The organism is Ancylobacter amanitiformis (genome assembly GCF_030814815.1).
Classification (GTDB): Bacteria; Pseudomonadota; Alphaproteobacteria; order Rhizobiales; family Xanthobacteraceae; genus Ancylobacter; species Ancylobacter amanitiformis.
Map to the genome: position 1 here is coordinate 112,118 of NZ_JAUSVR010000007.1, position 23,211 is coordinate 135,328.

General features: G+C 68.0%; 20 protein-coding genes. 4 read left to right on the forward strand and 16 right to left on the reverse strand.

Annotation, left to right across the window (positions count from 1 at the left end; translation table 11 throughout):
• Positions 1 to 9 precede the first annotated feature (9 nt).
• Both QOZ99_RS12445 and QOZ99_RS12450 read right to left on the reverse strand, forming a co-directional pair.
• Positions 10 to 1,320: an efflux RND transporter periplasmic adaptor subunit gene (locus QOZ99_RS12445; protein WP_306890299.1), complete on the reverse strand. Its 1,311-nt coding sequence runs from the start codon at positions 1,318 to 1,320 to the stop codon at positions 10 to 12.
• 16 nt (positions 1,321 to 1,336) lie between these two features.
• On the reverse strand, positions 1,337 to 2,164 hold the full coding sequence (locus QOZ99_RS12450) for an alpha/beta hydrolase (RefSeq protein WP_306890300.1): 828 nt from the start codon (positions 2,162 to 2,164) through the stop codon (positions 1,337 to 1,339).
• A 145-nt stretch (positions 2,165 to 2,309) separates the two neighbouring features.
• Between QOZ99_RS12450 and QOZ99_RS12455 the strand changes: the two genes are divergently transcribed.
• Positions 2,310 to 3,263 carry a LysR family transcriptional regulator gene (locus tag QOZ99_RS12455; protein ID WP_306890301.1) on the forward strand — a complete coding sequence of 318 codons (954 nt, stop codon included), beginning with the start codon at positions 2,310 to 2,312 and terminating at the stop codon, positions 3,261 to 3,263.
• Between the two features lie 39 nt (positions 3,264 to 3,302).
• Here the strand turns inward: QOZ99_RS12455 and QOZ99_RS12460 are convergent, their stop codons facing one another.
• The 10 genes from QOZ99_RS12460 to QOZ99_RS12505 all read right to left on the reverse strand — a co-directional run bounded on the left by QOZ99_RS12460 (position 3,303) and on the right by QOZ99_RS12505 (position 15,571).
• Positions 3,303 to 4,031 (reverse strand): amino acid ABC transporter ATP-binding protein, encoded by a 729-nt coding sequence (locus QOZ99_RS12460; RefSeq protein ID WP_306890302.1) that lies wholly within the window; start codon positions 4,029 to 4,031, stop codon positions 3,303 to 3,305.
• A complete protein-coding gene (locus QOZ99_RS12465; RefSeq protein ID WP_306890303.1) occupies positions 4,009 to 4,668 on the reverse strand; it encodes an amino acid ABC transporter permease in 660 nt (219 codons plus the stop codon). Before QOZ99_RS12465 ends, QOZ99_RS12460 begins: the two co-directional genes overlap by 23 nt.
• A gap of 10 nt (positions 4,669 to 4,678) precedes the next feature.
• Positions 4,679 to 5,350, reverse strand: coding sequence for an amino acid ABC transporter permease (locus tag QOZ99_RS12470; protein WP_183187830.1), 672 nt, complete (start codon positions 5,348 to 5,350; stop codon positions 4,679 to 4,681).
• Positions 5,351 to 5,445: 95 nt separating this feature from the next.
• Positions 5,446 to 6,261 (reverse strand): transporter substrate-binding domain-containing protein, encoded by an 816-nt coding sequence (locus QOZ99_RS12475; RefSeq protein WP_306890304.1) that lies wholly within the window; start codon positions 6,259 to 6,261, stop codon positions 5,446 to 5,448.
• 4 nt (positions 6,262 to 6,265) lie between these two features.
• Entirely contained in the window at positions 6,266 to 7,003 is a 738-nt protein-coding gene (locus QOZ99_RS12480; protein ID WP_306890305.1) for a GntR family transcriptional regulator, read from the reverse strand.
• Positions 7,004 to 7,364: 361 nt separating this feature from the next.
• On the reverse strand, positions 7,365 to 9,521 hold the full coding sequence (gene scpA, locus QOZ99_RS12485; RefSeq protein ID WP_306890306.1) for a methylmalonyl-CoA mutase: 2,157 nt from the start codon (positions 9,519 to 9,521) through the stop codon (positions 7,365 to 7,367).
• 34 nt (positions 9,522 to 9,555) lie between these two features.
• Positions 9,556 to 9,933: a hypothetical protein gene (locus QOZ99_RS12490; protein WP_306890307.1), complete on the reverse strand. Its 378-nt coding sequence runs from the start codon at positions 9,931 to 9,933 to the stop codon at positions 9,556 to 9,558.
• A 57-nt stretch (positions 9,934 to 9,990) separates the two neighbouring features.
• Positions 9,991 to 11,859, reverse strand: coding sequence for a methylmalonyl-CoA mutase family protein (locus QOZ99_RS12495; protein WP_306890308.1), 1,869 nt, complete (start codon positions 11,857 to 11,859; stop codon positions 9,991 to 9,993).
• 22 nt (positions 11,860 to 11,881) lie between these two features.
• On the reverse strand, positions 11,882 to 13,897 hold the full coding sequence (locus tag QOZ99_RS12500) for an acetyl-CoA carboxylase biotin carboxylase subunit (RefSeq protein ID WP_306890309.1): 2,016 nt from the start codon (positions 13,895 to 13,897) through the stop codon (positions 11,882 to 11,884).
• 141 nt (positions 13,898 to 14,038) lie between these two features.
• Complete coding sequence (locus QOZ99_RS12505) at positions 14,039 to 15,571, reverse strand: acyl-CoA carboxylase subunit beta (RefSeq protein WP_306890310.1); 1,533 nt, start codon at positions 15,569 to 15,571, stop codon at positions 14,039 to 14,041.
• Positions 15,572 to 15,926: 355 nt separating this feature from the next.
• Between QOZ99_RS12505 and QOZ99_RS12510 the strand changes: the two genes are divergently transcribed.
• On the forward strand, positions 15,927 to 17,375 hold the full coding sequence (locus tag QOZ99_RS12510; protein ID WP_306890311.1) for a helix-turn-helix domain-containing protein: 1,449 nt from the start codon (positions 15,927 to 15,929) through the stop codon (positions 17,373 to 17,375).
• A 256-nt stretch (positions 17,376 to 17,631) separates the two neighbouring features.
• Positions 17,632 to 18,432 carry a DUF1194 domain-containing protein gene (locus QOZ99_RS12515; RefSeq protein WP_306890312.1) on the forward strand — a complete coding sequence of 267 codons (801 nt, stop codon included), beginning with the start codon at positions 17,632 to 17,634 and terminating at the stop codon, positions 18,430 to 18,432.
• A gap of 21 nt (positions 18,433 to 18,453) precedes the next feature.
• Here the strand turns inward: QOZ99_RS12515 and QOZ99_RS12520 are convergent, their stop codons facing one another.
• Entirely contained in the window at positions 18,454 to 19,113 is a 660-nt protein-coding gene (locus tag QOZ99_RS12520) for a helix-turn-helix domain-containing protein (protein WP_306890313.1), read from the reverse strand.
• 259 nt (positions 19,114 to 19,372) lie between these two features.
• On the opposite strand from QOZ99_RS12520, the gene sthA reads away from it, so the two are divergent.
• Positions 19,373 to 20,767 carry a Si-specific NAD(P)(+) transhydrogenase gene (gene sthA, locus QOZ99_RS12525; protein WP_306890314.1) on the forward strand — a complete coding sequence of 465 codons (1,395 nt, stop codon included), beginning with the start codon at positions 19,373 to 19,375 and terminating at the stop codon, positions 20,765 to 20,767.
• 275 nt (positions 20,768 to 21,042) lie between these two features.
• Here the strand turns inward: sthA and QOZ99_RS12530 are convergent, their stop codons facing one another.
• Genes QOZ99_RS12530 through purU form a run of 3 tightly spaced genes read right to left on the reverse strand, consistent with a single transcriptional unit; the run spans position 21,043 to position 23,121 of the window.
• A complete protein-coding gene (locus tag QOZ99_RS12530) occupies positions 21,043 to 21,327 on the reverse strand; it encodes a hypothetical protein (RefSeq protein ID WP_306890315.1) in 285 nt (94 codons plus the stop codon).
• Positions 21,328 to 21,371: 44 nt separating this feature from the next.
• Positions 21,372 to 22,241 carry a bifunctional methylenetetrahydrofolate dehydrogenase/methenyltetrahydrofolate cyclohydrolase FolD gene (folD, locus tag QOZ99_RS12535; protein WP_306890316.1) on the reverse strand — a complete coding sequence of 290 codons (870 nt, stop codon included), beginning with the start codon at positions 22,239 to 22,241 and terminating at the stop codon, positions 21,372 to 21,374.
• A gap of 10 nt (positions 22,242 to 22,251) precedes the next feature.
• Positions 22,252 to 23,121, reverse strand: coding sequence for a formyltetrahydrofolate deformylase (purU, locus tag QOZ99_RS12540; protein ID WP_306890317.1), 870 nt, complete (start codon positions 23,119 to 23,121; stop codon positions 22,252 to 22,254).
• Positions 23,122 to 23,211 lie beyond the last annotated feature (90 nt).

Genomic DNA, 23,211 nt, shown 5'->3' on the forward strand with positions numbered 1-23,211 from the left:
CTTCAGAGGTCAGCGCGCGGCGACCGAGGTGGCGTCGTCCGCCGGCTTGGCGGTGGAAGCGGTTTCCATGGGCACGGTCTCCGGCGCGAGCAGCGCGCCGGGACGCACACGCTGCAGGCCGTTCACGACGATGCGCTCGCCTTCCTTGAGCCCGCTGGCGACCACGCGCATGCCCTCGGCCGGCGCGCCGAGCTTGATCTCGCGATAGGCCGCCTTGTCGTCCGCTCCGACCACGAAGACGAACTTCTTGTCCTGGTCGGTGCCGATGGCGCGCTCGTTGATGACGAGGGCGGGCTCGGTATGGGCACGGCCCATGCGGACCCGGGCGAACTGGCCGGGAACGAGCCGGCCGTCCTTGTTGTCGAACACCGCACGCAGGCGGAAGGTGCCGGTGGCGGTTTCGACCTGGTTGTCGACCAGCTGCAGATGGCCGGTCGCCGGCTTGCCGCCGGTGGTCGCGGTGACGATCTCGACCGGGATGCGGGCAATCTCGCCCAGCACGTCGCCGGCGCCGAGCGTGGCGAGCGCTTCGCCGACCGCGCTTTCATCGGCCGCGAAGCCGACATAGATCGGATCGACCGAAACCAGCGTGGTCAGCACCGGCGAGGTCGGGCCGGCGGCGACGAGGTTGCCGACCGTGACGTCGATGCGGCCGACGCGGCCGTCCACCGGCGCACGCACCTCGGTATAGCTGAGGTCGAGCTTGGCGGTCTGCACCGCGGCCTCGGCGGCGCGCAGATTGGCCTCGCCCTCGCGATAGGCATTGGTGCGCTGGTCGAGGTCGCGCACCGAGACGACGCGGTTGTCGACCAGCTGCTTGCCGCGATCCACCTCGTTTTTCGTGAAGTCGACCTGCGCCTCGGCGGCCTGACGCATCGCCTCGGCGCGGTTGAGCGCGGCCTGGTAGGGATCGGGATCGATGGTGACGAGCAGGTCGCCCTGCTTCACCAGCGCGCCCTCGCGGAAATGGATGGCCTTGACCGCGCCGGCGACACGCGGGCGCACATCCACCCGCTCGACCGCCTGGAGGCGGCCGGAGAACTCGTCCCACTTCATGGTGTCGCGGTTCTTCAAGACCGCGACCGAGACCGGCACGCCCTGCGGCGCCTGGGCCTGCGCGGGGGCGGGGTCGGTGGCGAGCGCCGCGCTGATCGGCCAGGCAAACCACACGGCGGCGGCGGTGGCTGCGGTGGCGAGGCTGATGGCAAGGCCGGCATCGTGCCGGCGGCGGCGGGAGCTTTGTCCGGCACGGTCGCGGGCGATTTCGGCGCGTACGATCTCCGGCACGGCGACATGGTTGCGGGTGCGATCATCGGTCATGGCAAATCTCCCGGCCTCAGGCCTGAACAGTGCGGACGGCGGCGGCAGGTGCGGGCGCCGTCAGGAATGTGGTGAACAGCGGCAGCAGCGTCTGCGCCCAGAGGGGCAGGCTGGCCGCATCCGGCGGGCCGTCGGGCGGCCAGTCGGGGGGATCAGAAACGACATGGCTCTGCACCGGCACGCCACACCTGCCGAGGCGCTGGCCATATTCGACGCTCTCATCATGCGTCGGACAATCGTCCGAGGTGAGGATGAGCGCGGGGGCGATGCCGCCCAGGCGCCGCGAACCCAGCGGCACGGCATAGGGGTGGGCCGCCTTGTCGGCGCTGCCGAGATAGAAATGCCAGCCATCCGCCCATTTGCAGCCCGCCTCGCCCACGGCCGCGGCACGGATCGAGTGCGAGCCGAGGCACGGATCCAGCATGGGCGAAATGAGGATCTGCCCGGCAATGGGCGGGCGGTGCTGATCGCGCGCCATCAGCGTGAGGGCAGTGGCGATGTTGGCCCCCGCCTCCTCGCCGGCCACGAACAGCCGGGCGCCGCGGCCCGCCCAGCGCGCCCGCTGGCGATAGAGCAGGTCGAGCGCGGCGAAGCTCACATTGAGCGCGGCGGGAAAGGGATGCTCGGGGGCCAGCGGATAATCGACGGAGACGACCACCGCGCCGGCCTCGGCCATGGTACGGCAGATCATGGCGCTGCAGTCGAGATCGCCGCAGGTGAACGTGCCGCCATGCAGGTGCAGCACGAGCGGGGTCGGGCGCAGCGCCGCGCCGGCCCGGTAGACACGGACCGGCAATACCGTCCCGTCCAGATCCAGCTTGTCCTCGGTCCACAGCGCCGACATGTCGCTCACCCTGGAAATCGGGGCGCGCGGAGGCTCCCGGATCTCACCTGTTGCAGTGCGGCGAAACTTAGTCTCGTGCTCAGGGTGAAAAAATAGCTGAATCTGGATTACATTGTTCACCTATGGAAACAATGGCGAGGTTGTCATGGATCAGATTGCGGCGATGCGCGCCTTCGTCCGCGTGGTGGAGGCGGGCACCTTCACCCGCGCCGCCGACCTGCTGGACAGCCCCAAGCCGACCGTCACCAAGCTGATCCAGCAATTGGAAGCGCATCTGCGCACCAAGCTGCTCAACCGCACCACCCGGCGCGTCGGGGTGACGCCGGACGGCGCCGCCTATTACGAGCGGGCGCTCGCGCTGCTGTCCGATCTCGACGAACTGGACGGCTCCATGATGCGTTCGCAGGCCACCCCCTCGGGGCGGTTGCGGGTCGATGTGCCGTCCTCGCTGGCGCTCTATGCGCTCATTCCCGCCTTGCCCGATTTCATCGCGCGCTACCCCGACATCCAGCTCGACATGGGCGTGTCCGACCGGCCGGTGGATCTGGTGGCGGAGAATGTCGACTGCGCCATTCGCGGCGGCAGCCTCACGGACCCGACGCTGATCGCCCGGCGCATCGGCCAGGTGCAACTCGTGCCCTGCGCCGCGCCGGACTATATCCGTCAGTACGGCCTGCCGCTGCATCCGCGCGAGCTGGAGAGCGGGCACCGCGTGGTCGGCTATTTCAGCGCCCGCACCGGGCGGCCGGTCAGTTTCGCCATGATGCGCGGCGACGAGCATTACGATCTCGGCCTACCCCATGCGGTGGCGGTCAACGATTCCACCGCCTATCTCGCCGCCGGCCTCGCGGGACTTGGCATCATCCAGGGGAGCGAGCCGATGGTGAAGCCCTATATGGAGGCCGGGCGGCTGGTGCGCGTGCTGCCGGACTGGGAGTGCGAGGCGATCACGCTGCACGTGGTCTATGCCCCCAACCGGCATCTTTCGAGCCGGCTGCGGGTCTTCGTCGACTGGGTCGCCGAACTGTTCGCCAGCGGCGGCGCCTATCGGCGGCGCGCCGCCTCCCTGCTCATGGCCACGGATCCGGGCGGCGGCTGACGCCCGGATCCCGCCCTATCGAACCTTGCCATGGTGGCGTCAGTGGATGACGCCGAGGAACTGCTTGAGCTCGGGCGTCGCCGGGTTGGCGAACACTTTTTCCGGCGGCCCGATCTCATGCACCCGGCCCTGGTGCATGAACACGACGCGCGAACACACGTCGCGGGCGAAGCGCATTTCATGCGTCACCATGAGCAGCGTCATGCCCTCGCTGGCGAGTTCCTTCACCACGCTCAGCACCTCGTTGACCAGTTCGGGATCGAGCGCCGAGGTGATCTCGTCGCAGAGCAGCGCGATGGGCTGCATGGCGAGCGCGCGGGCGATGGCGACGCGCTGCTGCTGGCCGCCGGAGAGCTGGTCCGGGTAGGCATCGAACTTGTGGGCGAGGCCCACCCGCTCCAGCATCTTCTTCGCCATCCCCTCGGCCTCGGCCTTTGGTGTCTTCTTCACCACCATCTGCGAGAGCATGACATTGCGGCCGGCGGTGAGATGGGGGAACAGGTTGAACCCCTGGAAGATCATGCCGACCTTCAGCCGCAGCGCCTTGAGGTGCAGCTCGTCCGGCAGGAGCTGGGCGCCCGCCACCGAGATGGAACCCTCGTCGATGGTCTCCAGCCCGTTGATGCAGCGCAGCAACGTGGATTTGCCGGAGCCCGACTTGCCGATAATGGCGATGACCTCGCCCGGTGCGACATCGATATTGATGCCCTTGAGCACTTCATTGTCGCCGAAGCGCTTCTTCACTTCAGTGATTTCGATGAGCGACATTGAGCTTCCTCTCGAGGATCTGGGAGGACTTGGAAAGCGGCCAGCACAGGCAGAAATAGATCAGGGCGACGAAGCCATAGACGGTGAAGGGTTCGAACGTGGCATTCGTTACCATCGTCCCGGCCTTGGAAAGTTCCACGAAGCCGATGATCGAGGTGAGCGCCGTGCCTTTCACCACCTGCACGGAGAAGCCGACCGTGGGCGGCACGGCGACGCGCAGCGCCTGCGGCAGGATCACCCAGCGCATCTGCTGCAGATAGCCCATGCCCAGGCTGCTTGAGGCCTCCCACTGGCCCTTGGCGACGGATTCGACGCAGCCGCGCCAGATCTCGGTGAGGAAGGCGGCCGACCACAGGATCAGCGCCAGCCCCGCCGCCAGCCAGGCCGGCACATCGATGCCGAACAGGCCAAGGCCGAAGAAGGTGAGGAACAGCTGCATCAGCAGCGGCGTGCCCTGGAAGATCTCGACATAGGCTTTGACGAAGGCCCGCCCACCGCCGCTCTTGCCGATGCGCGCGAAGAGCAGCGCCACGCCGACCAGACTGCCGCCGATGAAGGAAACGAGGGAGAGCAGCACGGTCCAGCGCGCCGCCAGCAGCAGGTTGCGCAGGATGTCCCAGGTGGTGAAATCGGTCATGCGCGCCTCCTCACCGGGCCGCTCGGCGGGGGAAGATGGTCCAGCCGAGGCCGCGCAGCAGCTGGCGCAGCCCGATGGCGAGGGCGAGGTAGATCAGGGTGGCGACGAAATAGGATTCGAACGCCCGGAAGCTGCGCGACTGGATGAAATTGGCCGCGAAGGTGAGGTCCTCCGCCGCGATCTGCGACACCGCCGCCGATCCCAGCATGACGATGACGATCTGCGAGGACAGCGCCGGCCATATCCGTTGCAGCGCCGGCACCAGAACCACGTACCAGAAGGTCTGGATACGGCTCATGCCCAGGCTCGCGCCCGCCTCGAACTGGCCGCGCGGCGTCGCCTGGATGCCGGCGCGGATGATCTCGCAACCATAGGCGCCGAGATTGATCACCATGGCGAGATTGGCCGCTTCCAGCTCGCCCATGCGCACCCCGAGGGCCGGCAGGCCGAAAAAGATGAAGAACAGCTGGATCAGGAACGGCGTGTTGCGGATCAGCTCCACATAGGTGGCGACGATCGCCCCGAGCCAGCGCGGCCCGAGCGCCCGCGCCCAGGCGCAGGCGATGCCGAGCGACACGCCGAGAATGCCGCCCACCAGCGTCAGCTCGACCGTGATGAGAATGCCTTTCACCAGGACTGGCCAATAGTCGAACAGCCAGCCGAAATCGAACGCGTAGTTCATGCCTGAACTCCCGCTGATGCGGCGGTGAGGGGGAGGCGGGCCACGCGGCCCGCCGAGGGATCAGCCGTCACGGTTCCGTGGCTGCGGAGCCGTCCTCACAGGTCGGCGGGCAGCTTGGCGCCGAGCCACTTCTCGGAAATGGCGTCGAGCGAGCCGTCCTTCTTGGCGGCGGCGATGATGGCGTCGACCTTGGCCAGCAGCGCCGGCTCGTTCTTGTTGAGGCCGATATAGCAGGGCGAGTTCTTGATCAGGAACTTCAGCTCCGGCTTCTTCGGCGGGTTGCGCGCGAGGATGGCGGCGGCCACCACGTTGCCCGTCACCACCACGTCGACCTGGCCCGAGAGGAAGGCGGAGATGGTGCCGTTATTATCCTCGTAGCGCTTGATGGTGGCGTCGGCGGGGGCGAACTTGGTGAGTTCCAGATCCTCGGTGGCGCCGCGGGTGACGGCGATGGTCTTGCCGGCCAGGTCCTTGGCCTCGCTCACCTTCACGTCGGCGGGCGCGAACGCGCCGGAGAAGAACGGCGCATAGGCGGTGGAGAAGTCGATCACCTTCTCGCGCTCGGGATTCTTGCCCAGCGAGGAAATGACGAGGTCGACCTTGTTGGTCTGCAGGTAGGGAATGCGGTTGGCGCTCGTCACCGGCACCAGATCGACCTTCACGCCAAGCTTCTCGGCGATCAGCCGGGCGACGTCGACATCATAGCCCTTGGGCGCCATGTCGGCGCCGACGCTGCCGAAGGGCGGGAAGTCCTGCGGCACCGCGATGCGGATGAGCTTGGCTGTCTCGATGGTGGCGAGCGCGTCCGCCCGGGCGGGCGACAGCTGCGCGAGCGGCGCCTGCGCGGCGGCCAGCAGCGCGCCGGCCGCAAGGGCGCCAAGCGAACGGGCGATGAGGGTGCGACGGTTCATGCGGTCAATCCTCTTTCTCGAACGAGGGGGCAGGGGTGTGATGATGAGGGACGGAAGGCGCGTTGCCGGCAAAGGTCGACGGCGACAGAAGCTCGCGAAGCCCCGCGAGCGGATCGGGCTTGGCGGTGAGGTCGAGACCGGCCTCGACCTTGCCGATATGCTCGTCCATCAGCCGGGCGGCACGGGCGAGATCGCCCGCTTCCATGGCCGCGACGATGTCCTCGTGATCATGGCTGGACTCTTCCGCCTTCTCCGTCGGCTGGTAGAGCATCGAGATCAGCGTGGTGCGCGCCGTCAGGTCGCGGATGATCTCGGTCAGCAGGCGGTTGCCGAGCGCATCGGCGAGGTGGATGTGGAAGTCGCCCAGCAGGCAGGCACGGGAGGAGACGTCGCCGGTCTCGATCGCCGCGCGCTCGATGGCGACATGTTCCCGGAGGCTCTTCAGTACCGCCGGGGACACCTCCCGCACGGTCTGCAGCAGGCCGGTCTCGATGACGCGGCGGGTCTGGAACGCCTCGCGCGCCTCCTCGGCCGAGGGCTCGACCACGAACCAGCCGCGACGGGCGCTCACCTGCACCACGCCGCGCGTCTCCAGCCGCATCATCGCCTCGCGCACGCGGGTGCGGGACACGCCGAACAGGTCGGCGAGCTTCTGCTCGCCCAGCCGCGTGCCGGGATTGATGCGGCCGGCGAGGATGGCGGAGAGGATCGCCTCCTCGATATTGGCACTGGCGGGGTTCATGGCGTGGCCTGCAAACTTGTATACAAGCCTGTAAGCAAGCGGTGTGCCAAGGTTCCGGCGCCGTCATGGCAACGGACCCGCCGCGCGCGCGCTGCGGCCGGCTGGCCGATCGGCCTCCAAATATTACCTGATTGTTCAATAGGTTGATGGGAGTCTGCTGCCCGTGGGCGGCCTGACCTCGCCGCATGGGCGTCCGCAGGCCCGCGGCTGCCGCTTTCGCGCGCGCCACCGGCCATGCTGCCGCATCTTTGGTCAGTCCTGCTTATCGCAACGTCGCGCGGCGAGGAGGAAGGGCGCAGCGCGCACGGTTCCTCCGGTCCTTCCCGCACACGCGGGGGAGGCCATGCGCCGGCGGGGGGCGCTACGGCGCGGCCGCGCGGGCGTGGCCGAGCCGCTCGCCGAGCTTGTCGAGCAGGCCCTCCGCCGCCTCCGCGATCACCGTGCCGGGCGGGTAGATCGCCTCGGCACCGGCGGCATGCACGGCGTCATAGTCCTGTGGCGGCACCACGCCGCCGACCACGACCATGATGTCCGGCCGCCCCTCCGCCGCCAGCGCGGCCTTCACCTGCGGCACCAGCGTGAGATGGCCGGCGGCCAGCGAGGAGATGCCGATGACATGCACGTCATTCTCCACCGCCTGCCGCGCCGCCTCCTGCGGCGTGGCGAAGAGCGGGCCGATATCGACGTCGAAGCCGAGATCGGCAAAGGCCGAGGCGATCACCTTCTGGCCGCGGTCATGCCCGTCCTGTCCCACCTTGGCGACCAGAATGCGCGGGCGCCGGCCCTCTTCGTGCTCAAATGCCTCGACGCGTTCGCGCACGCGCGTCACCCTGTCGCTCATCGCCCCCGCCTCCCGCCGGTAGATGCCGGAGACCGCGCGGATTTCCGCCCGGTGACGGCCGAAGACGCGCTCCAGCGCATCCGATATCTCGCCCACCGTCGCCTTGGCACGCGCGGCATCGATGGCGAGGGCGAGCAGGTTGGCGCCGCCCGCCGCGCCGTTCTGCAACGCCGTGAGGGCGGATTCCACGGCCCCAGGATCGCGCTCGGCCTTGAGCCGCCGCAGCTTGTCGATCTGCGCGGCGCGCACTTTGGTGTTGTCCACCCGCAGGACGTCCAGCGGCGTCTCGCGCGTGGGCTTGAACAGGTTGACGCCCACCACGGTCTGCGCGCCGGAATCGATCCGCGCCTGCGTGGTGGCGGCGGCTTCCTCGATGCGCAGCTTGGGAATGCCGGCCTCGATCGCCCTGGCCATGCCGCCAAGTTGCTCGACCTCGGCAATATGCGCCAGCGCCTTGGCGGCAAGGTCGGCGGTGAGCTTTTCCACGAAGAACGAGCCGCCCCATGGATCGATGGCGCGGGTCGTGCCGCTTTCCTGCTGCAACAGTATCTGCGTGTTGCGCGCGATGCGGGCGGAGAAGTCGGTGGGCAGGGCCAGCGCCTCGTCCAGCGCGTTGGTATGCAGCGACTGGGTGTGGCCCTGCGTCGCCGCCATCGCCTCGACCATGGTGCGCATCACATTGTTGAACGGGTCCTGCGCGGTCAGGCTCCAGCCCGATGTCTGCGAATGGGTGCGCAGCGGCAGCGACTTCGGGCTCAAGGCCCCGAGATCGGCCATGAGCCGAGCCCAGATCAGCCGGGCGGCGCGCAGTTTCGCGACCTCCATGAAGAAATTCATGCCGATCGCCCAGAAGAAGGACAGGCGCGGCGCGAACGCGTCGATCGGCATTCCGGCGGCCATGCCGGCGCGCGCATATTCCAGCCCGTCGGCCAGCGTGTAGGCCAGCTCCAGGTCCTGCGTCGCCCCCGCCTCCTGCATGTGGTAGCCGGAGATCGAGATCGAGTTGAAGCGCGGCATCTCCTTGGAGGTGAAGGCGAAAATATCGGAGATGATGCGCATCGAGGGGGCGGGCGGGTAGATATAGGTGTTGCGGACCATGAACTCCTTGAGGATGTCGTTCTGGATGGTGCCGGAGAGCTGCGCGGGCTTCACGCCCTGTTCCTCCGCCGCCACGACATAGAGCGCGAGGATCGGCAGCACCGCCCCGTTCATGGTCATGGACACGCTCATCTGGTCCAGCGGGATGCCGTCGAACAGCGTGCGCATGTCGAGAATCGAATCGATCGCCACGCCGGCCATGCCGACATCGCCCGCCACGCGTGGGTGGTCGCTGTCATAGCCGCGATGCGTGGCGAGATCGAAGGCGACCGAGAGCCCCTTCTGCCCCCCGGCAAGATTGCGCCGATAGAAGGCGTTGGAATCCTCGGCCGTGGAGAAGCCGGCATATTGCCGGATGGTCCAGGGCTGGGTCGCGTACATGGTGGGGTAGGGGCCGCGCAGGAAGGGCGCGATGCCGGGGAAACTGTCCACGAAACCGAGCCCGGCAATGTCGTCCGGCCCGTAGAGCGGCTTGACCGCGATGCGCTCGGGCGTCGTCCAGTCCGCGACATCGACCGGCGGCGCGGCGGGGGCGCGACTCTGCCATTCGATGCCGGCGAAGTTCGGAATGCGGCTCATCGATCACCCTCCCTGCGGGTGAGAGCCGCCATTGTCAGGCCCGGCGTGCCACCCACGATCCCGTGCAATTGCGATCCGGCGATATCCACTCGCCGGAGGCCGTGTCGCCCCGTACCAGCCCCTTGGCCGACACGGTTTCGGCGCCGCGCACGACGCGGATCTCGATCACGCCGAGCGGGTCGACCGAGCCGCTCGCTTCCACCGGCAGCATGCCGGCATAGCTGATCTGGCCGGCATCCACCGACAGCTTGAATTCCATCCGCTTGGAACATGGACCGGTCGCCGGTTCCGTGGCGACCTGCCAGACTCCATCGTGCAGCGTCTCGGCAGGGCCCTGCTGCGCGGCGAGCGGGAGGGCGAGCAGTGCCCCGCAAACCGCCGCCACGCCCGTGGCATAGGCCAGCGTCTTCATGGCTTTTCCCTTCCAGGTCGCGACAAGTGTCGACCTGAAGAGAATGAGCGGAACGGCTCATGGTTCCCTCCCGCCGATGCCGAGCCGCGCATGAAGGTCGCGCAATACCTGAAATACGTCCGCGCCGGCGAAGATGAAGCCCTCGATACCGGCGGCGCGCCATTCGCCCTCCGGCTCGCCCGGCTTGCCGGCGAGGAAGACGATGTCGGCGCCGGCCGCCTTGAGCGCAGCGGCGGCGGCGACGGCCTCGGTCGCATAGAGCGCATCCGACGAGCACAGGCAGGCGATACGGGCACAGGAGGCGCGGAAAGCGCCCGCCAGCACCGTCCAGTCGGTAAAGCCGTCATTGGAAAGTGCGGCAATGCCGCCGGCCTCGAAGACATTGCGGGCGAAGCCGGCGCGGGTGGTGAAGTCCGCCGGCGCGCCGAGATTGGCGAGGAACACGCGCGGCGCCGCGCTCATGGCCTCGGCGGCGTCGCGCAGGCGCTCGAACGGCTCGGCAAGGCGGTGCGGCAGCAGCGGCTCGCACAGGAGCGCGCCCTCGGAGGGCGGCGTCGAGGCGGCACGGCGGGTGGGCGCCAGCACGCTCGGCACGTTTTCGCCCAGAGCCGGAAATTCCGAGGTACCGGTGATCGGCAGGCGGCGGGTGGCGATGTCGTGGGCGCGGGCGGTGCGGGCGGCGGCGAGGCGCCGCTGCCAGGTGCCCGAGGCCAGGCTTTCCACCATGCCGCCCTCCTGCTCGATGGCCCGGAACAGCGCCCAGGCGCTCGCGGCGAGCGTTTCGGTGCGCGCCTCGATGGCGCCCGCCCCGGCGCCGGGATCGGCGACGCGATGAATGTTGGCTTCCTCGATCAGGATGAGCTGCGTGTTGCGGGCGAGGCGGCGTGCGGCGTCATCGGGCAGGCCGAGCGCCTGCGTGAAGGGCAGCACGGTGAGGCTGTCCGCCCCGCCGACCCCGGCGGCGAAGGCGGCGATGGTGCCCCGCAGCAGGTTCACATAGGGGTCGCGCCGGGTGAGGGAACGCCAGGCCGTTTCCATGTGGATCGCCACTGGTCCGGCTTCGACGCCGCAGGCCGCGAGCATCGCCGTCCACAGCAGGCGGAAGGCGCGCGGCTTGGCCTGCGTGCCGAACTGGTCGACATCGGCGGTCAGCGTCACCTCGATGGCGCCGGCGGCGTCCTCCAGGGAAAGGCCGGCGGCCTCCAGCGCCCGCAGATAGGCCGCGGCGGTCGCCAGCACGGCCGCGAGTTCCTGCGCGTCGGTGGCGCCCGCCGCGTGGTGCAGCCGCCCGTCCGCCCGCACCATCGGCGCGCGAAACCCACGCGCGCGCAGCGTGCCGACCGTCTGGCCGAGGCGGGCGGACAGCGCGTCCCATTCGATGGGGGCGGCCCCGAGCGCGGCGAAATCACCGATCGGATCGAGCCCGAAGCGGATGTCGAGCCCGGCGGGGGCTTGCTTTTCAAACAGGCGGGCGAGCGCGAGGGCGATGTCGCGCGCCTGATAGTGCCCGGCCTCGACGCGCAGCGTGACGAGATCGGGCAGCACGCCGGCGAGCGCCCGTAGCAGTTCCTCGTGCCGGGCCGGCAGGCCGAAGCCGGCGGCCGAGGGCGCCGAGGCGAAGACCAGGCTCGCCCCGTCCGCCCCTCCGTCGAGATCTTCCAGCAATTGCGCATTGGCCGCCGCCGGATCGGCATGGTCGATGCGCGCGATCACCCGCCACGGGGCGCCGGCCGGCCGGCCGGCAAGCGGCGCGGCCTGCGGCCGGCGCGCGGGCAGGGCGTCGAGCATGATGCCGTCGGCCGTGCGCGTCACCATGCGCCGCTCATAGGGGGCGCCCTTGAGCACGCCGTCGACCAGCTTCAGCCAGTCCTCGCGGCGCGCGGCCGGGAAGGCGGCGAGATCAGGCGCAGGCGTCTCACGGTCCACGGCGGGGCTCCCTTGGCTGGCCTCAGGCGAATTCGAGGATCACGGCGTCGACGGCGAGGCTGTCGCCTGCCTTGGCGAGGATTTTCCCCACGGTGGCGTCGCGCTCGGCGCGCAGCACGTTTTCCATCTTCATCGCCTCGACCACGGCGAGCGGCTCGCCGGCCTTCACTTCCTGCCCCTCGGTCACCGTGATGGAGATGACGAGGCCCGGCATCGGGCAGAGCAACTGCTTGCCGCTGCCGGCCTGCACCTTCTCGGGCATCAGCGCGGCAAGTTCCGCCTCGCGGCGCGTATAGACCAGCGCGTTGACCGCCACGCCGCGATGGGCGAGCGCCACGCCGTTGAGGCGCGGGCGCACCTGCACGGCGATGGCATCCTCGTCGAACACGCCGCTCCACACCGGTTCTCCGGGCTGCCAGCCGGTGCGCAGCTCATGCGTGCCGTCCGGCCGGCCCTCGGCGTCGAGGAAGGTGACGATGAAGCCGCCGGCCGCGCGATCCACCTCGCAGGGCAGGCTCAAATCCCCGAGACGAACCACGCGCTGATGCTCGAACACCACGGGCCGCCCCGCCAGCTGGCCGGAAATCCGGCGTTTGCGCGCATTGCCCACATTGTCGATGACCGCCGCCACCGCCGCGAGCCGGCGCGCCAGCGCCGGCGTGGGTGCGGTGGGGTGGAATCCGTCGGGATATTCTTCCGCGATGAAGCCGGTGGAAAGCCGGCCGGCCCGCCAGCGCTCATGCGTCATCAGCGCGGCGAGGAACGGGATGTTGTGCTGGATGCCGTCAATGGCGAAAGCATCGAGCGCGTCCGCCTGCGCCTCGATCGCTACCTCGCGCGTCGGCGCATGGGTGATCAGCTTGGCGATCATCGGGTCGTAATAGAGCGAGATTTCCCCGCCCTCATAGACGCCGGTGTCGTTGCGGGTGGTGATGCCGTCCTTCACGCCTTCCGCCGGGGGCCGGTAGCGGGTGAGCCGGCCGATGGAGGGCAGGAAGGAGCGATAGGGGTCCTCGGCATAGACGCGGCTCTCCACCGCCCAGCCCTTCAGCTTCACGTCGGCTTGGCGGATCGACAACGGCTCGCCCGCCGCGACGCGGATCATCTGCTCGACAAGGTCGATGCCGGTGACAAGCTCGGTGACGGGATGTTCCACCTGCAGCCGGGTGTTCATCTCCAGGAAATAGAACGACTTGTCCTGCCCGGCGACGAACTCGACCGTGCCGGCGCTGTCGTAATTGACAGCCCTTGCCAGCGCCACCGCCTGCTCGCCCATGCGCGTGCGGGTGGCGGCGTCGAGCAGCGGCGAGGGGGCTTCCTCGACCACTTTCTGGTTGCGGCGCTGGATCGAGCATTCGCGCTCGCCGAGATAAATGACGTTGCCGTGCTTGTCGCCCAGCACCTGAATTTCGATGTGGCGCGGCTCGACGATGAACTTCTCGACGAACACCCGGTCGTCGCCGAAGGAGGACTTCGCCTCCGAGCGGGCGCGCTCAAAACCGTCCTGCACCTCGTCGCGCGAATGGGCGATGCGCATGCCCTTGCCGCCGCCGCCGGCCGAGGCCTTGATCATCACGGGATAGCCGATCTCGTCGGCGATCCTTGCCGCATGAACGGCATCCTCGATCACGCCGAGATAGCCCGGAACGGTCGAGACATCCGCCGCCGCCGCGGCCTTCTTCGATTCGATCTTGTCGCCCATCGCCTCGATGGCCCCCGGATTGGGGCCGATGAAGACGATGCCGGCCTCCTTCAGCGCGGTGGCGAAGCTGGCGCGCTCGGACAGGAAGCCATAGCCGGGATGCACCGCCTCGGCGCCGGTGAGCCTGGCCGCCTCGATGATCTTCTCGGCGATGAGGTAGGACTGCGCGGCCGGGGCGGCGCCGATATGCACCGCCTCGTCCGCCATCTCGACATGCAGCGCGTCCTTGTCGGCATCGGAGAAGACGGCGACCGTCGTGATGCCCATGCGCCGCGCGGTCTTGATGACCCGGCAGGCAATCTCGCCGCGATTGGCGATGAGGATCTTGGAGAACATGGTTCTCGGGCCTCTGCTTCACCTCTCCCGGTGGGGAGAGGACGGCGCGTAGCGCCGGGGGAGGGGGAAGGCGGCTCCAGGATGTCGAGGCGGCCTCGCCCCTCACCCCAGCCCTCTCCCACCGGGAGAGGGAGCAGGTCGCTAAAGCGGCATGTTGTCGTGCTTCCTTGAAGGCGTCTCGACCTTCTTGGAGGCGAGCATGGAGAGCGCGCGGGCGATGCGCTTCCTTGTCGAGCGCGGCGTGATCACCTCGTCGATATAGCCGCGCTCGGCCGCGACAAACGGCGAGAGGAAGCGCTGCTCATATTCGCGCGTGCGTTCCGCGATCTTCTCGGGATCGTCGATATCGGCGCGGAAGATGATCTCCACCGCGCCTTTTGCGCCCATCACGGCGATCTGCGCGGTCGGCCAGGCATAGTTGACGTCGCCGCCGACATGCTTGGAGGCCATCACGTCATAGGCGCCGCCGAATGCCTTGCGGGTGATGACGGTGACGAGGGGCACGGTGGCCTGGCTATAGGCGAAGAGCAGCTTGGCGCCGTGCTTGATCAGCCCGCCATATTCCTGCGCCGTGCCGGGCAGGAAGCCGGGCACGTCGACCAGCGTGACGATGGGGATCTCGAAGGCGTCGCAGAAGCGCACGAAGCGCGCGGCCTTGCGCGAGGCGTCGCTATCCAGCACGCCGGCCAGCACCATGGGCTGGTTGGCGACAAAGCCCACCGTGCGCCCCGCGATGCGACTGAGCCCGGTGAGGATGTTGGCGGCGAAGCCCGATTGGATCTCGAAGAAATCGCCCTCGTCGGCGAGCTTCCCGATCAGCTCCTTCATGTCATAGGGCTTGTTCGGATTGTCCGGCACCAGCGTGTCGAGCGAGGCGTCCAGCCGCTCGGTCTCGTCGAAGCTCGGCCAGTGCGGCACGCCGGACTGGTTGTTCGAGGGGAGAAAATCGATCAGCCGGCGCATCTGCAAGAGGCATTCGACATCGTTCTCGTAGGCGCCGTCCGCCACGGAGGACTTGGTGGTGTGCACCGTGGCGCCGCCCAGTTCCTCGGAAGTGACGGTCTCGTTGGTGACGGTCTTCACCACCTCCGGGCCGGTGACGAACATGTAGGACGTGTCGCGCACCATGAAGATGAAGTCGGTCATGGCCGGCGAATAGACGTCGCCGCCCGCGCAGGGGCCCATGATGACCGAGATCTGCGGAATGACGCCGGAGGCGATGACGTTGCGCTTGAACACCTCGCCATAGCCGCCCAGCGCCGCCACGCCCTCCTGGATGCGCGCGCCGCCGGCATCGAACAGGCCGATGATGGGCGCGCGGGTGCGCAGCGCCATGTCCTGGATCTTGGTGATCTTCGCCGCATGCGCTTCCGAGAGCGAACCGCCGAACACGGTGAAGTCCTTGGCGAAGACGAATACCGTGCGCCCGTTCACCGTGCCCCAGCCGGTGACGACGCCGTCTCCCGGCGTCTTCACCTTGGCCATGCCGAAATCCGCGCAGCGATGCTCGACGAACGTGTCGAATTCCTCGAACGAGCCGGTGTCGAGCAGCAGCTCGATGCGTTCGCGGGCGGTGAGCTTGCCGCGCGTGTGCTGGGCGTGGATGCGCCGTTCGCCGCCCCCGAGGCGGGCGCCGGCGCGGCGTTGTTCGAGCTCGTCGAGAATGTGCTTCATGGGGCGTTCCCTCGGACGTGCGGTCGCCGTCGCGACCACGTGCTTCGCTTCTAGGCCCTTGCGGGGCAAAACATAAGCTGTGAAAATGCGGATCGTGAAATTGTAAAAATTTCACAAAATCGACAGAGTGGTTCTCCCTCTCCCCCGACGGGGTGCGGGCCGGGGTGCGGGGTGTTCGACGCTTCGCAATGGCGTCGCCCCTCACCGACCCGCTTCGCGGCCACCTCTCCGCCGAAGCCGGATCTATCCGGCTTCGGCCTCGCCAGAACCGAACTCGGCAGCAGTCGAATTCGGGCGGCGAGAGGGAAAGGTCGGCGGAGGGACGCGGCCATTATTCGTTCCCATCGGAGAGACCATGTCGAAGAAGGTGTTCGCCGGCCACGCGGTGCGCAACGTGCGGGAGCGGCTCGGCCTGACCCAGATGGATTTCGCCCGGCGCCTGTCGCTGTCGCCGAGCTACATCAACCAGATCGAGAGCAACCAGCGCCCGGTGACGGCGGCGGTGCTGCTCGCGATCAGCCGCACCTTCGATCTCGATATTACACGCTTCGGCGCCGACGATCTCGATCGTATCGTGGCGGACCTGCGCGAGGCGCTGGCCGATCCGGTGTTCCGTGGCCTGGAGCCGAGCCTGCAGGATCTGAAGAACGCCACCACCCATGCGCCGGCCTTCGCCCGCGCCTTCCTGCGCCTGCACGGCGCCATGCGCCGGCTGGAGGAGCGCCGCGCCGCGCTGGACGACGCGGTCGTCTCGGTCGCCCGCGAGGTGGATGGCGCTGCCGCACCCGAGGAGGCGCGCAACCTCGCCCCCTATGAGGAGGTGCGCGACCATTTTCACTACATCGACAATTATGTCGACGGCCTCGACCGCGCGGCGGAGGAGCGCAGCGCCGCGCTCGACCTGTTCGCGCGCGAGGATGCGGTGGCGCTGCTCTCCCGGCATCTGCGCCAGCAGCACGACATCCTGGTGGACGTGGCGCCGGCCGAGGATCTGGATGCGCCGCTGGTCCTCTATGACCGGCATCGCCGCGCCGCCACGCTCTCGCGCACGCAGGGCCGCGCCAGCCAGGCCTTCCGCCTCGCCACGTTGATCGCCCGCTTCGAGCAGAGCGCGCTGATCGACCAGCATGTGAGCACTGCCGGCTTTCGCAGCGCCACCGCGCGCGAGGTCTGCCGCCTGTCGCTGCAGAACTATTATGCCGGCGCGCTGATCCTGCCCTATCGCCGCTTCGCCCGCCTCGCCCGCGAGAAGCGCCACGATCTCGATCTTCTCGCCGCCGTCACCGGGGCGAGCCTTGAGCAGGTGTGCCATCGCCTGTCCACGCTGCAGCGGCCGGGCGAGAAGGGCGTGCCGTTCTACTTCCTCAAGGTCGACCGCGCCGGCAACGTCATCAAGCGCCATAGCGCCACCCGCTTCCAGTTCGCCCGCTATGGCGGCGCCTGCCCGGTGTGGAACGTGCACGAGGCGTTCGAGCAACCGGCCCGCATGCTGGTGCAGGTGGGCGAGATGCCCGACAGCCTGCGCTATCTGTGCCTCGCGCGCGGCGCCTCCCGCCCCCCGCTCCGCCACGGCCAGCGCGAGCGGCGCTATGCGCTGGGGCTGGGCTGCGAAATCTCCTATGCCGGCGAGATCGTCTATGCCGACGGGCTGGACCTCAAGGCCGCGCCGGCGGCGCCGCTGGGCGTCAATTGCCGCATCTGTCCGCGCGCCGCCTGTCCCGAGCGGGCCTTCCCGCCGCTGGATCGCGAGATCGTGCTCGATCCTGACCGGCGCGGCGTGGTGCCGTTCTCCGTGCGGGAATAGCGCGCAGCGCGCGGCCGCGCCTATCAGGCGCGACGGCGGAGGGGCGAGGGGCGGAGGGGCGAGGGGGCGGAGGGCCGAAAGCGGGCGGGAACATGAATTCCGCCGATCCGGCGTGATCCGGCGCCCCCTGCGAGGCTCGCTTGCTTGTTATTCATCTGACATTACGTAAGGGATATTGGCCGAATATTTAAAAATTCCCGCAACAATTTCGCCAGAAGACAGTGATATCCGCCTGGTTCTCTCCGGGGGGCCGGACATGTTCTGGGGGGTGAAGGTGAGAGAACTGTGGCTGGGCGGGCTGCTCGTGCTGTCACTCGCGGCGGGGGGCAGCCTTCCCGCCGATGCCGACGGGAAGGGCGGCCTGCCGGTGGATCTTGAACTGGTCATCGCGGCCGACGTGTCGACTTCGATGGACCGCGCGGAGAAGGATCTGCAGCAGGGCGGCTTCATTGCCGCCTTTCGCGATGGGCAGGTGCATCGGGCCATCGCGCTCGGCCCGCTCGGGCGCATCGCCGTGACCTATGTCGAATGGGGCGGCTCCGACCGGCAGAGGGTTGTGGTTCCCTGGACACTGATCGACAGCCCGGAGGCGGCACGGGCCTTCGCCGACCGTCTCGCCGAAGTCTCGCCGGGCCGGCTGACCTACGGTACCAACATGGGCGACGCGATCGTCTTCGGCCTGGGGCAGTTCGCGCAATCGGGCTTCGTCGGCCTGCGCGCGGCCATTGATATCTCGGGCGACGGCAAGAGCAATCGCGGCCGACCGCTGCACCTCGCGCGCGCGGCCGCGCTTGCCCGCGGCGTGGTCATTAACGGCCTGCCGATCGTCTATGACGACGAGGCGCCCGAGACCGTGTCCTTCGTGGAGAACCCCGACGGCAAGGTTCCGCCCGCGGAACTGATCGACTATTTCCTGCAGGAGGTCATCGGTGGCCCTGGCGCCTTCGTCATACCGGTGATGAACCGGCAGCTCTATGGCGAGGCGATCCGCGCCAAGCTGGTGCGCGAGATCGCCGGCGGGCCGCCGGAGCCGCGCTTCTCGGCCGTGCCGCCCTGAAGCCCCTTCGCGTTCGCGGCCTCAGCGTGGCTCGCGCGGATAGACGATGATCGACAGATAGGTCATCGGCCGCACCAGCAACTGCTCCGGCCCGTGCGTGGCGGCGGAATCGAACAGCAGCGAATCGCCCGGGCGCAGGTGATAGGAGCGGTCGCCGTGGCGGTAGATCACCTCGCCCGACAGCATGTGGATGAACTCCACGCCGGCATGGGCGAAGCCGGTATAGGGAACGGCTTCCTCGCTGAGCGTGATGAGATAGGGCTCCACCGCCACCTCGCCGCCCAGCGCGTGGCCGAGCAACTCATACTGGTGCCCCACCTTGGTGCCGCGCCGCTCGATATGCACGCCCTGTCCGGCCGGCACGAAGGAGCAGTCCCGCTTCTCCTCGAAGCTGGAGAACAGGGTGGATATCGGCACGTTCAGCACGTTGGAAATCGCCTGCAACGTGGAAAGCGAGGGTGAGATCAGCCCGTTCTCGATCTTGGACAGCATGCCGACCGAGATGCCGGCGGCGCTGGCGAGATCGGAGACGGTGAGGTCGAGGTCACGGCGGATCGCCCGCACCTGAAGGCCCAGCGCCTGTTCCAGCGTGCGCTCATTGGCGCCCGGCGCGCCCGAGCCCGTGCGCAGATCATCGCCGGCCGGCTCGATTCCCATGGTCTCCGCCGATGCCGCACTCATGGCCGCACCCGCGCCCATGGCCGCACCCTTACCCTTGCCTGCACCTTTGGCCGTATCCTTGCCCCGCTTCTGCTGCGCCTCGCCCAATGTCCGATTCCCTCCCCAGTCCTCCCCCGATGGGACCGCGATCGCCGGCAAAAGCCAAGCCCCGAATCCGGCGCGCCATCGTGGCCGAGCGCCGAATTGTCATGTCTCCTTGGCATTCATCGTGCATCGACGAAAGCCCTGTTCCCCTTTTGCCAGCGAGCACCCGGTCTCCATGTACGACTTCGATATGATCGTGATCGGCAGCGGCCCCTCCGGCCGGCGTGCCGCGGTGCAGGCCGCCAAGATCGGCAAGTCGGTTCTCGTCGTGGAAAAGGGACGCCGCGTCGGTGGCGTTTCGGTGCATACCGGCACCATTCCCTCCAAGACCCTGCGCGAGACCGTGCTCAACCTCTCCGGCTGGCGCGAGCGTGGTTTCTATGGCCGGTCCTACCGGGTGAAGCAGGATATCGGCGCGGCTGACCTGCTGGCGCGGCTGCACAAGACACTCGACCATGAGGTCGAGGTTCTCGAACACCAGTTCAGCCGCAACGGCGTGAAGACCGCGCGCGGCGAGGCGCGGTTCCTCGATCCGCACACGGTCGAGATCACCGAAGAGAACGGCGATGTCGACGTTGTCACCGGCGCGCATGTGCTGATTGCGGTCGGCACCCGCCCGTTCCGCCCGGATTATGTGCCGTTCAACGCGATGAGCGTGTTCGACAGCGACGAGATCGTCGATCTGCCGCGCCTGCCGCGCAGCCTGGCGGTGATCGGCGCGGGGGTGATCGGCGTCGAATATGCCTCCATCTTCAGCGCGCTCGACGTGTCGGTGACGCTGATCGAGCCGCGCAACAGCTTTCTCGACTTCATCGACAAGGAACTGATCGAGGAATTCACCCACGAATTGCGCGACCGCAATGTCGGCCTGAGATTCGGCGCCGCCGTCAGCAAGATCGAACTGGGTGCCGACGAGCGCCCCATCTGCCGGCTCGCCGACGGGCGCACGGTGCACACCGACATGCTGCTCTTCGCCGCCGGCCGCGTGGGCGCCACCGACCGGCTCGATCTGGAAAATGCCGGCCTGGCCGTGGATCATCGCGGCCGCATCGCGGTGGAGCCGCGCACCTTGCAGACGGCGGTGCCGCATATCTATGCCGCCGGCGACGTGATCGGTTTTCCCAGCCTCGCCTCGACCTCGATGGAACAGGGCCGCGTCGCCGCCTGCCATGCCTTCGGGCTGGAGCCGCCGCCGCCGCCGGAATTCTTCCCCTACGGCATCTATTCGGTGCCCGAAATCTCCACCGTGGGCATGACCGAGGAAGAGGTGCGCCGCCGGCAGATCCCCTACGAATGCGGCATCGCCCGCTTCCGCGAGACCTCGCGCGGCCACATCATGGGGCTGAATAACGGGATGATGAAGATGATCTTCTCGGTGAAGTCGCGCCGCCTGCTCGGCGTGCATATCGTCGGCGAGGGCGCCACCGAACTGATCCATATCGGCCAGGCGGTGCTCAACCTGAAGGGCACGATCGACTATTTCATCGAGAACACCTTCAACTACCCCACCCTCGCCGAGGCCTACAAGATCGCAGGGCTGGATGCGTGGAACCGCATGCCGCGGGCGTGAGGGAGGCGCGGCTTCAGCATCCTTCGAGGCTCGCCGCGCTCGCACCTCAGGATGAGGTCCATCTCAAACCAAAGAAGACCGCTATCCTGAAGGCCTGCTTTTAGTCGCAAACTCAGCAGCGACAGCGGTTTCCTCCTCTCCCCGCCGGGGAGAGGGTTGGGGTGAGGGGTCTTCTTTCACTCCGCAATCGCGAGCGCCCCTCACCGACCCGCTTCGCGGGCCACCTCTCCCCAACGGGGAGAGGGAGGTAAAGTCGTTCGCGGCATGTCTCGGAATTATCGGTCAGGCCCCGACTTGCCGGCGTCGCTGAGCTTTGAAGGATGTTCAGAGCAGCCGGCGTGCTCTAGTTCGCCCAGCCTTGCCATCATCTTCGGCCAGCGTTTCATGGCAGCGTGGACGAAGCTCGGGATGTCCAGCCCGGTTTCGTCCACCTTGGCCGATGACAATCCACTCGCGTCAAGGGTGGCTCGGACACGTGTCACCTCCTCCGGCGACATGGCGCGGCTGGAGTTTGTAGTGTTGTCGCGCGCTTCCTGTTTTTCGGGCGTCGTGCTCATCATTCCACCTACCTGCGAAAGGTAGGCCAGACGTCGCTTTTCCTCAATCACCCCACCAGCCGCCTCGCCGCCGTCAGCGTGTTGGCGAGCAGGCAGGCGATGGTCATCGGGCCGACGCCGCCGGGCACGGGCGTGATGGCGCCGGCAATGCCCTGCGCCTCCTCGAACGCGACATCGCCGACCAGCCGGTTCTTGCCGTCAGCGCCCGTGATCCGGTTGATGCCGACATCGATCACGGTGGCGCCCGGCTTGATCCAGTCGCCGCGGATCATCTCCGGCCGGCCGACCGCGCCGATGAGGATATCGGCCCGCCGGCACACGCCGGGCAGGTCGCGGGTGCGCGAATGAGCGATGGTGACGGTGCAGTCCTCGCGCAGCAGCAATTGCGCCAGCGGCTTGCCGACAATGTTGGAACGGCCGACCACCACCGCCTCCAGCCCGGCGAGGCTGCCGAGCGTGTCCTTGAGCAGCATGACGCAGCCAAGCGGCGTGCAGGGCACCAGTGCTTCCAACCCGACCGCGAGCCGGCCGGCATTCACCACGTGGAACCCGTCCACATCCTTGGCCGGGTCGATGGTGGCGAGCACCGCCTGCGCGTCGATATGGCCCGGCAGCGGCAGCTGCACGAGGATGCCGTGCACGGAACTGTCGGCGTTGAGCGTGGCGATCAGCGCCAGCACCTCGTCCTGCGACGTTTCCGCCGGCAGCTTGTGCTCGAACGAGGCCATGCCGGCCTCCAGCGTCTGCCGGCCCTTGTTGCGCACATAGACCGAACTCGCCGGATCCTCGCCGACCAGCACCACGGCAAGGCCGGGCTTCACCCCGGTCGCGGCATGGAACGCGGTGACGTCGCTGGCGATGCGGGCGCGCAGTGTCTCGGCGAAGGCTTTTCCGTCGATGAGGCGGGTCTCGATCATCAGAGTGTCCTCAGTCGCGGAACACGACGGTCTTGTGGCCGTTGGTCAGCACCCGGTCGTCGAGGTGCCAGGCGAGCGCGCGCGCCAATACGCGGCGCTCGATGTCGCGGCCCTTGCGCACGAGATCCTCGGCGGAATCCTGGTGCGTGATGCGCTCCACATCCTGTTCGATGATCGGACCCTCGTCGAGATCGGAGGTCACGTAATGCGCCGTGGCGCCGATCAGCTTCACGCCCCGCGCATGCGCCTGATGATAGGGCTTGGCGCCCTTGAAGCCGGGCAGGAAGGAATGGTGGATGTTGATGCAGCGGCCCGACAGCTTGGCCGAGAGCCCGTCGGACAGCACCTGCATGTAGCGCGCCAGCACCGCCAGTTCCGCGCCCGATTTCTGGAACAGATCCCACAGCTGGGCTTCCTGCTCCATCTTGGTCTGCTTGGTGATGGGCAGGTAGTGGAAGGGAATGCCGTCGAAATCGAGATGGGCGTAGGTCTCGCGCGGGTAATTGGCGATGATGCCGACAATCTCCATGGGAATTTCGCCGATGCGCCAGCGATAGAGCAGGTCGGCGAGGCAATGGTCGAACTTGGAGACCAGCAGCATGACCTTGCGCTTGGTGCCGCGCGGGCGCAGGCGCCAGTTGAAGGCGAAGGGCTGCGCCACCGCCTCGAAATCCGATTTCAGCGCCTCCAGCGAGCCCGCATCGCCCGGCCGGTCGAACATGACGCGCATGAAGAAGCGGCCGCTCTCGGTATCGTCGAACTGCTGCGCTTCAAGGATGTTGCCGCCATGCTCGAACAGGAAGGTGGCCACCGCCGCGACGATGCCGGGCCGATCGGGGCAGGAAAGGGTGAGGACGTGGGGCGTGGTCATATCGCTCATCGGAATACTCGTCGGTCTGCCGGCGGCGCGATGTCGCGCTCGGCCGGCTTTTACGGGAGAAGCGGGGGTCCGTGAAGCGCGCACCGCGCC

Excerpts from the sequence above, each read along its gene's own strand:
- QOZ99_RS12445 (WP_306890299.1), bottom strand. The coding sequence starts at position 1,320 with ATGACCGATGATCGCACCCGCAACCATGTCGCCGTGCCGGAGATCGTA.
- QOZ99_RS12450 (WP_306890300.1), bottom strand. The coding sequence starts at position 2,164 with ATGTCGGCGCTGTGGACCGAGGACAAGCTGGATCTGGACGGGACGGTA.
- QOZ99_RS12455 (WP_306890301.1), top strand. The coding sequence starts at position 2,310 with ATGGATCAGATTGCGGCGATGCGCGCCTTCGTCCGCGTGGTGGAGGCG.
- QOZ99_RS12460 (WP_306890302.1), bottom strand. The coding sequence starts at position 4,031 with ATGTCGCTCATCGAAATCACTGAAGTGAAGAAGCGCTTCGGCGACAAT.
- QOZ99_RS12465 (WP_306890303.1), bottom strand. The coding sequence starts at position 4,668 with ATGACCGATTTCACCACCTGGGACATCCTGCGCAACCTGCTGCTGGCG.
- QOZ99_RS12470 (WP_183187830.1), bottom strand. The coding sequence starts at position 5,350 with ATGAACTACGCGTTCGATTTCGGCTGGCTGTTCGACTATTGGCCAGTC.
- QOZ99_RS12475 (WP_306890304.1), bottom strand. The coding sequence starts at position 6,261 with ATGAACCGTCGCACCCTCATCGCCCGTTCGCTTGGCGCCCTTGCGGCC.
- QOZ99_RS12480 (WP_306890305.1), bottom strand. The coding sequence starts at position 7,003 with ATGAACCCCGCCAGTGCCAATATCGAGGAGGCGATCCTCTCCGCCATC.
- scpA (WP_306890306.1), bottom strand. The coding sequence starts at position 9,521 with ATGAGCCGCATTCCGAACTTCGCCGGCATCGAATGGCAGAGTCGCGCC.
- QOZ99_RS12490 (WP_306890307.1), bottom strand. The coding sequence starts at position 9,933 with ATGAAGACGCTGGCCTATGCCACGGGCGTGGCGGCGGTTTGCGGGGCA.
- QOZ99_RS12500 (WP_306890309.1), bottom strand. The coding sequence starts at position 13,897 with ATGTTCTCCAAGATCCTCATCGCCAATCGCGGCGAGATTGCCTGCCGG.
- QOZ99_RS12505 (WP_306890310.1), bottom strand. The coding sequence starts at position 15,571 with ATGAAGCACATTCTCGACGAGCTCGAACAACGCCGCGCCGGCGCCCGC.
- QOZ99_RS12510 (WP_306890311.1), top strand. The coding sequence starts at position 15,927 with ATGTCGAAGAAGGTGTTCGCCGGCCACGCGGTGCGCAACGTGCGGGAG.
- QOZ99_RS12515 (WP_306890312.1), top strand. The coding sequence starts at position 17,632 with ATGTTCTGGGGGGTGAAGGTGAGAGAACTGTGGCTGGGCGGGCTGCTC.
- QOZ99_RS12520 (WP_306890313.1), bottom strand. The coding sequence starts at position 19,113 with ATGAGTGCGGCATCGGCGGAGACCATGGGAATCGAGCCGGCCGGCGAT.
- sthA (WP_306890314.1), top strand. The coding sequence starts at position 19,373 with ATGTACGACTTCGATATGATCGTGATCGGCAGCGGCCCCTCCGGCCGG.
- QOZ99_RS12530 (WP_306890315.1), bottom strand. The coding sequence starts at position 21,327 with ATGATGAGCACGACGCCCGAAAAACAGGAAGCGCGCGACAACACTACA.
- folD (WP_306890316.1), bottom strand. The coding sequence starts at position 22,241 with ATGATCGAGACCCGCCTCATCGACGGAAAAGCCTTCGCCGAGACACTG.
- purU (WP_306890317.1), bottom strand. The coding sequence starts at position 23,121 with ATGAGCGATATGACCACGCCCCACGTCCTCACCCTTTCCTGCCCCGAT.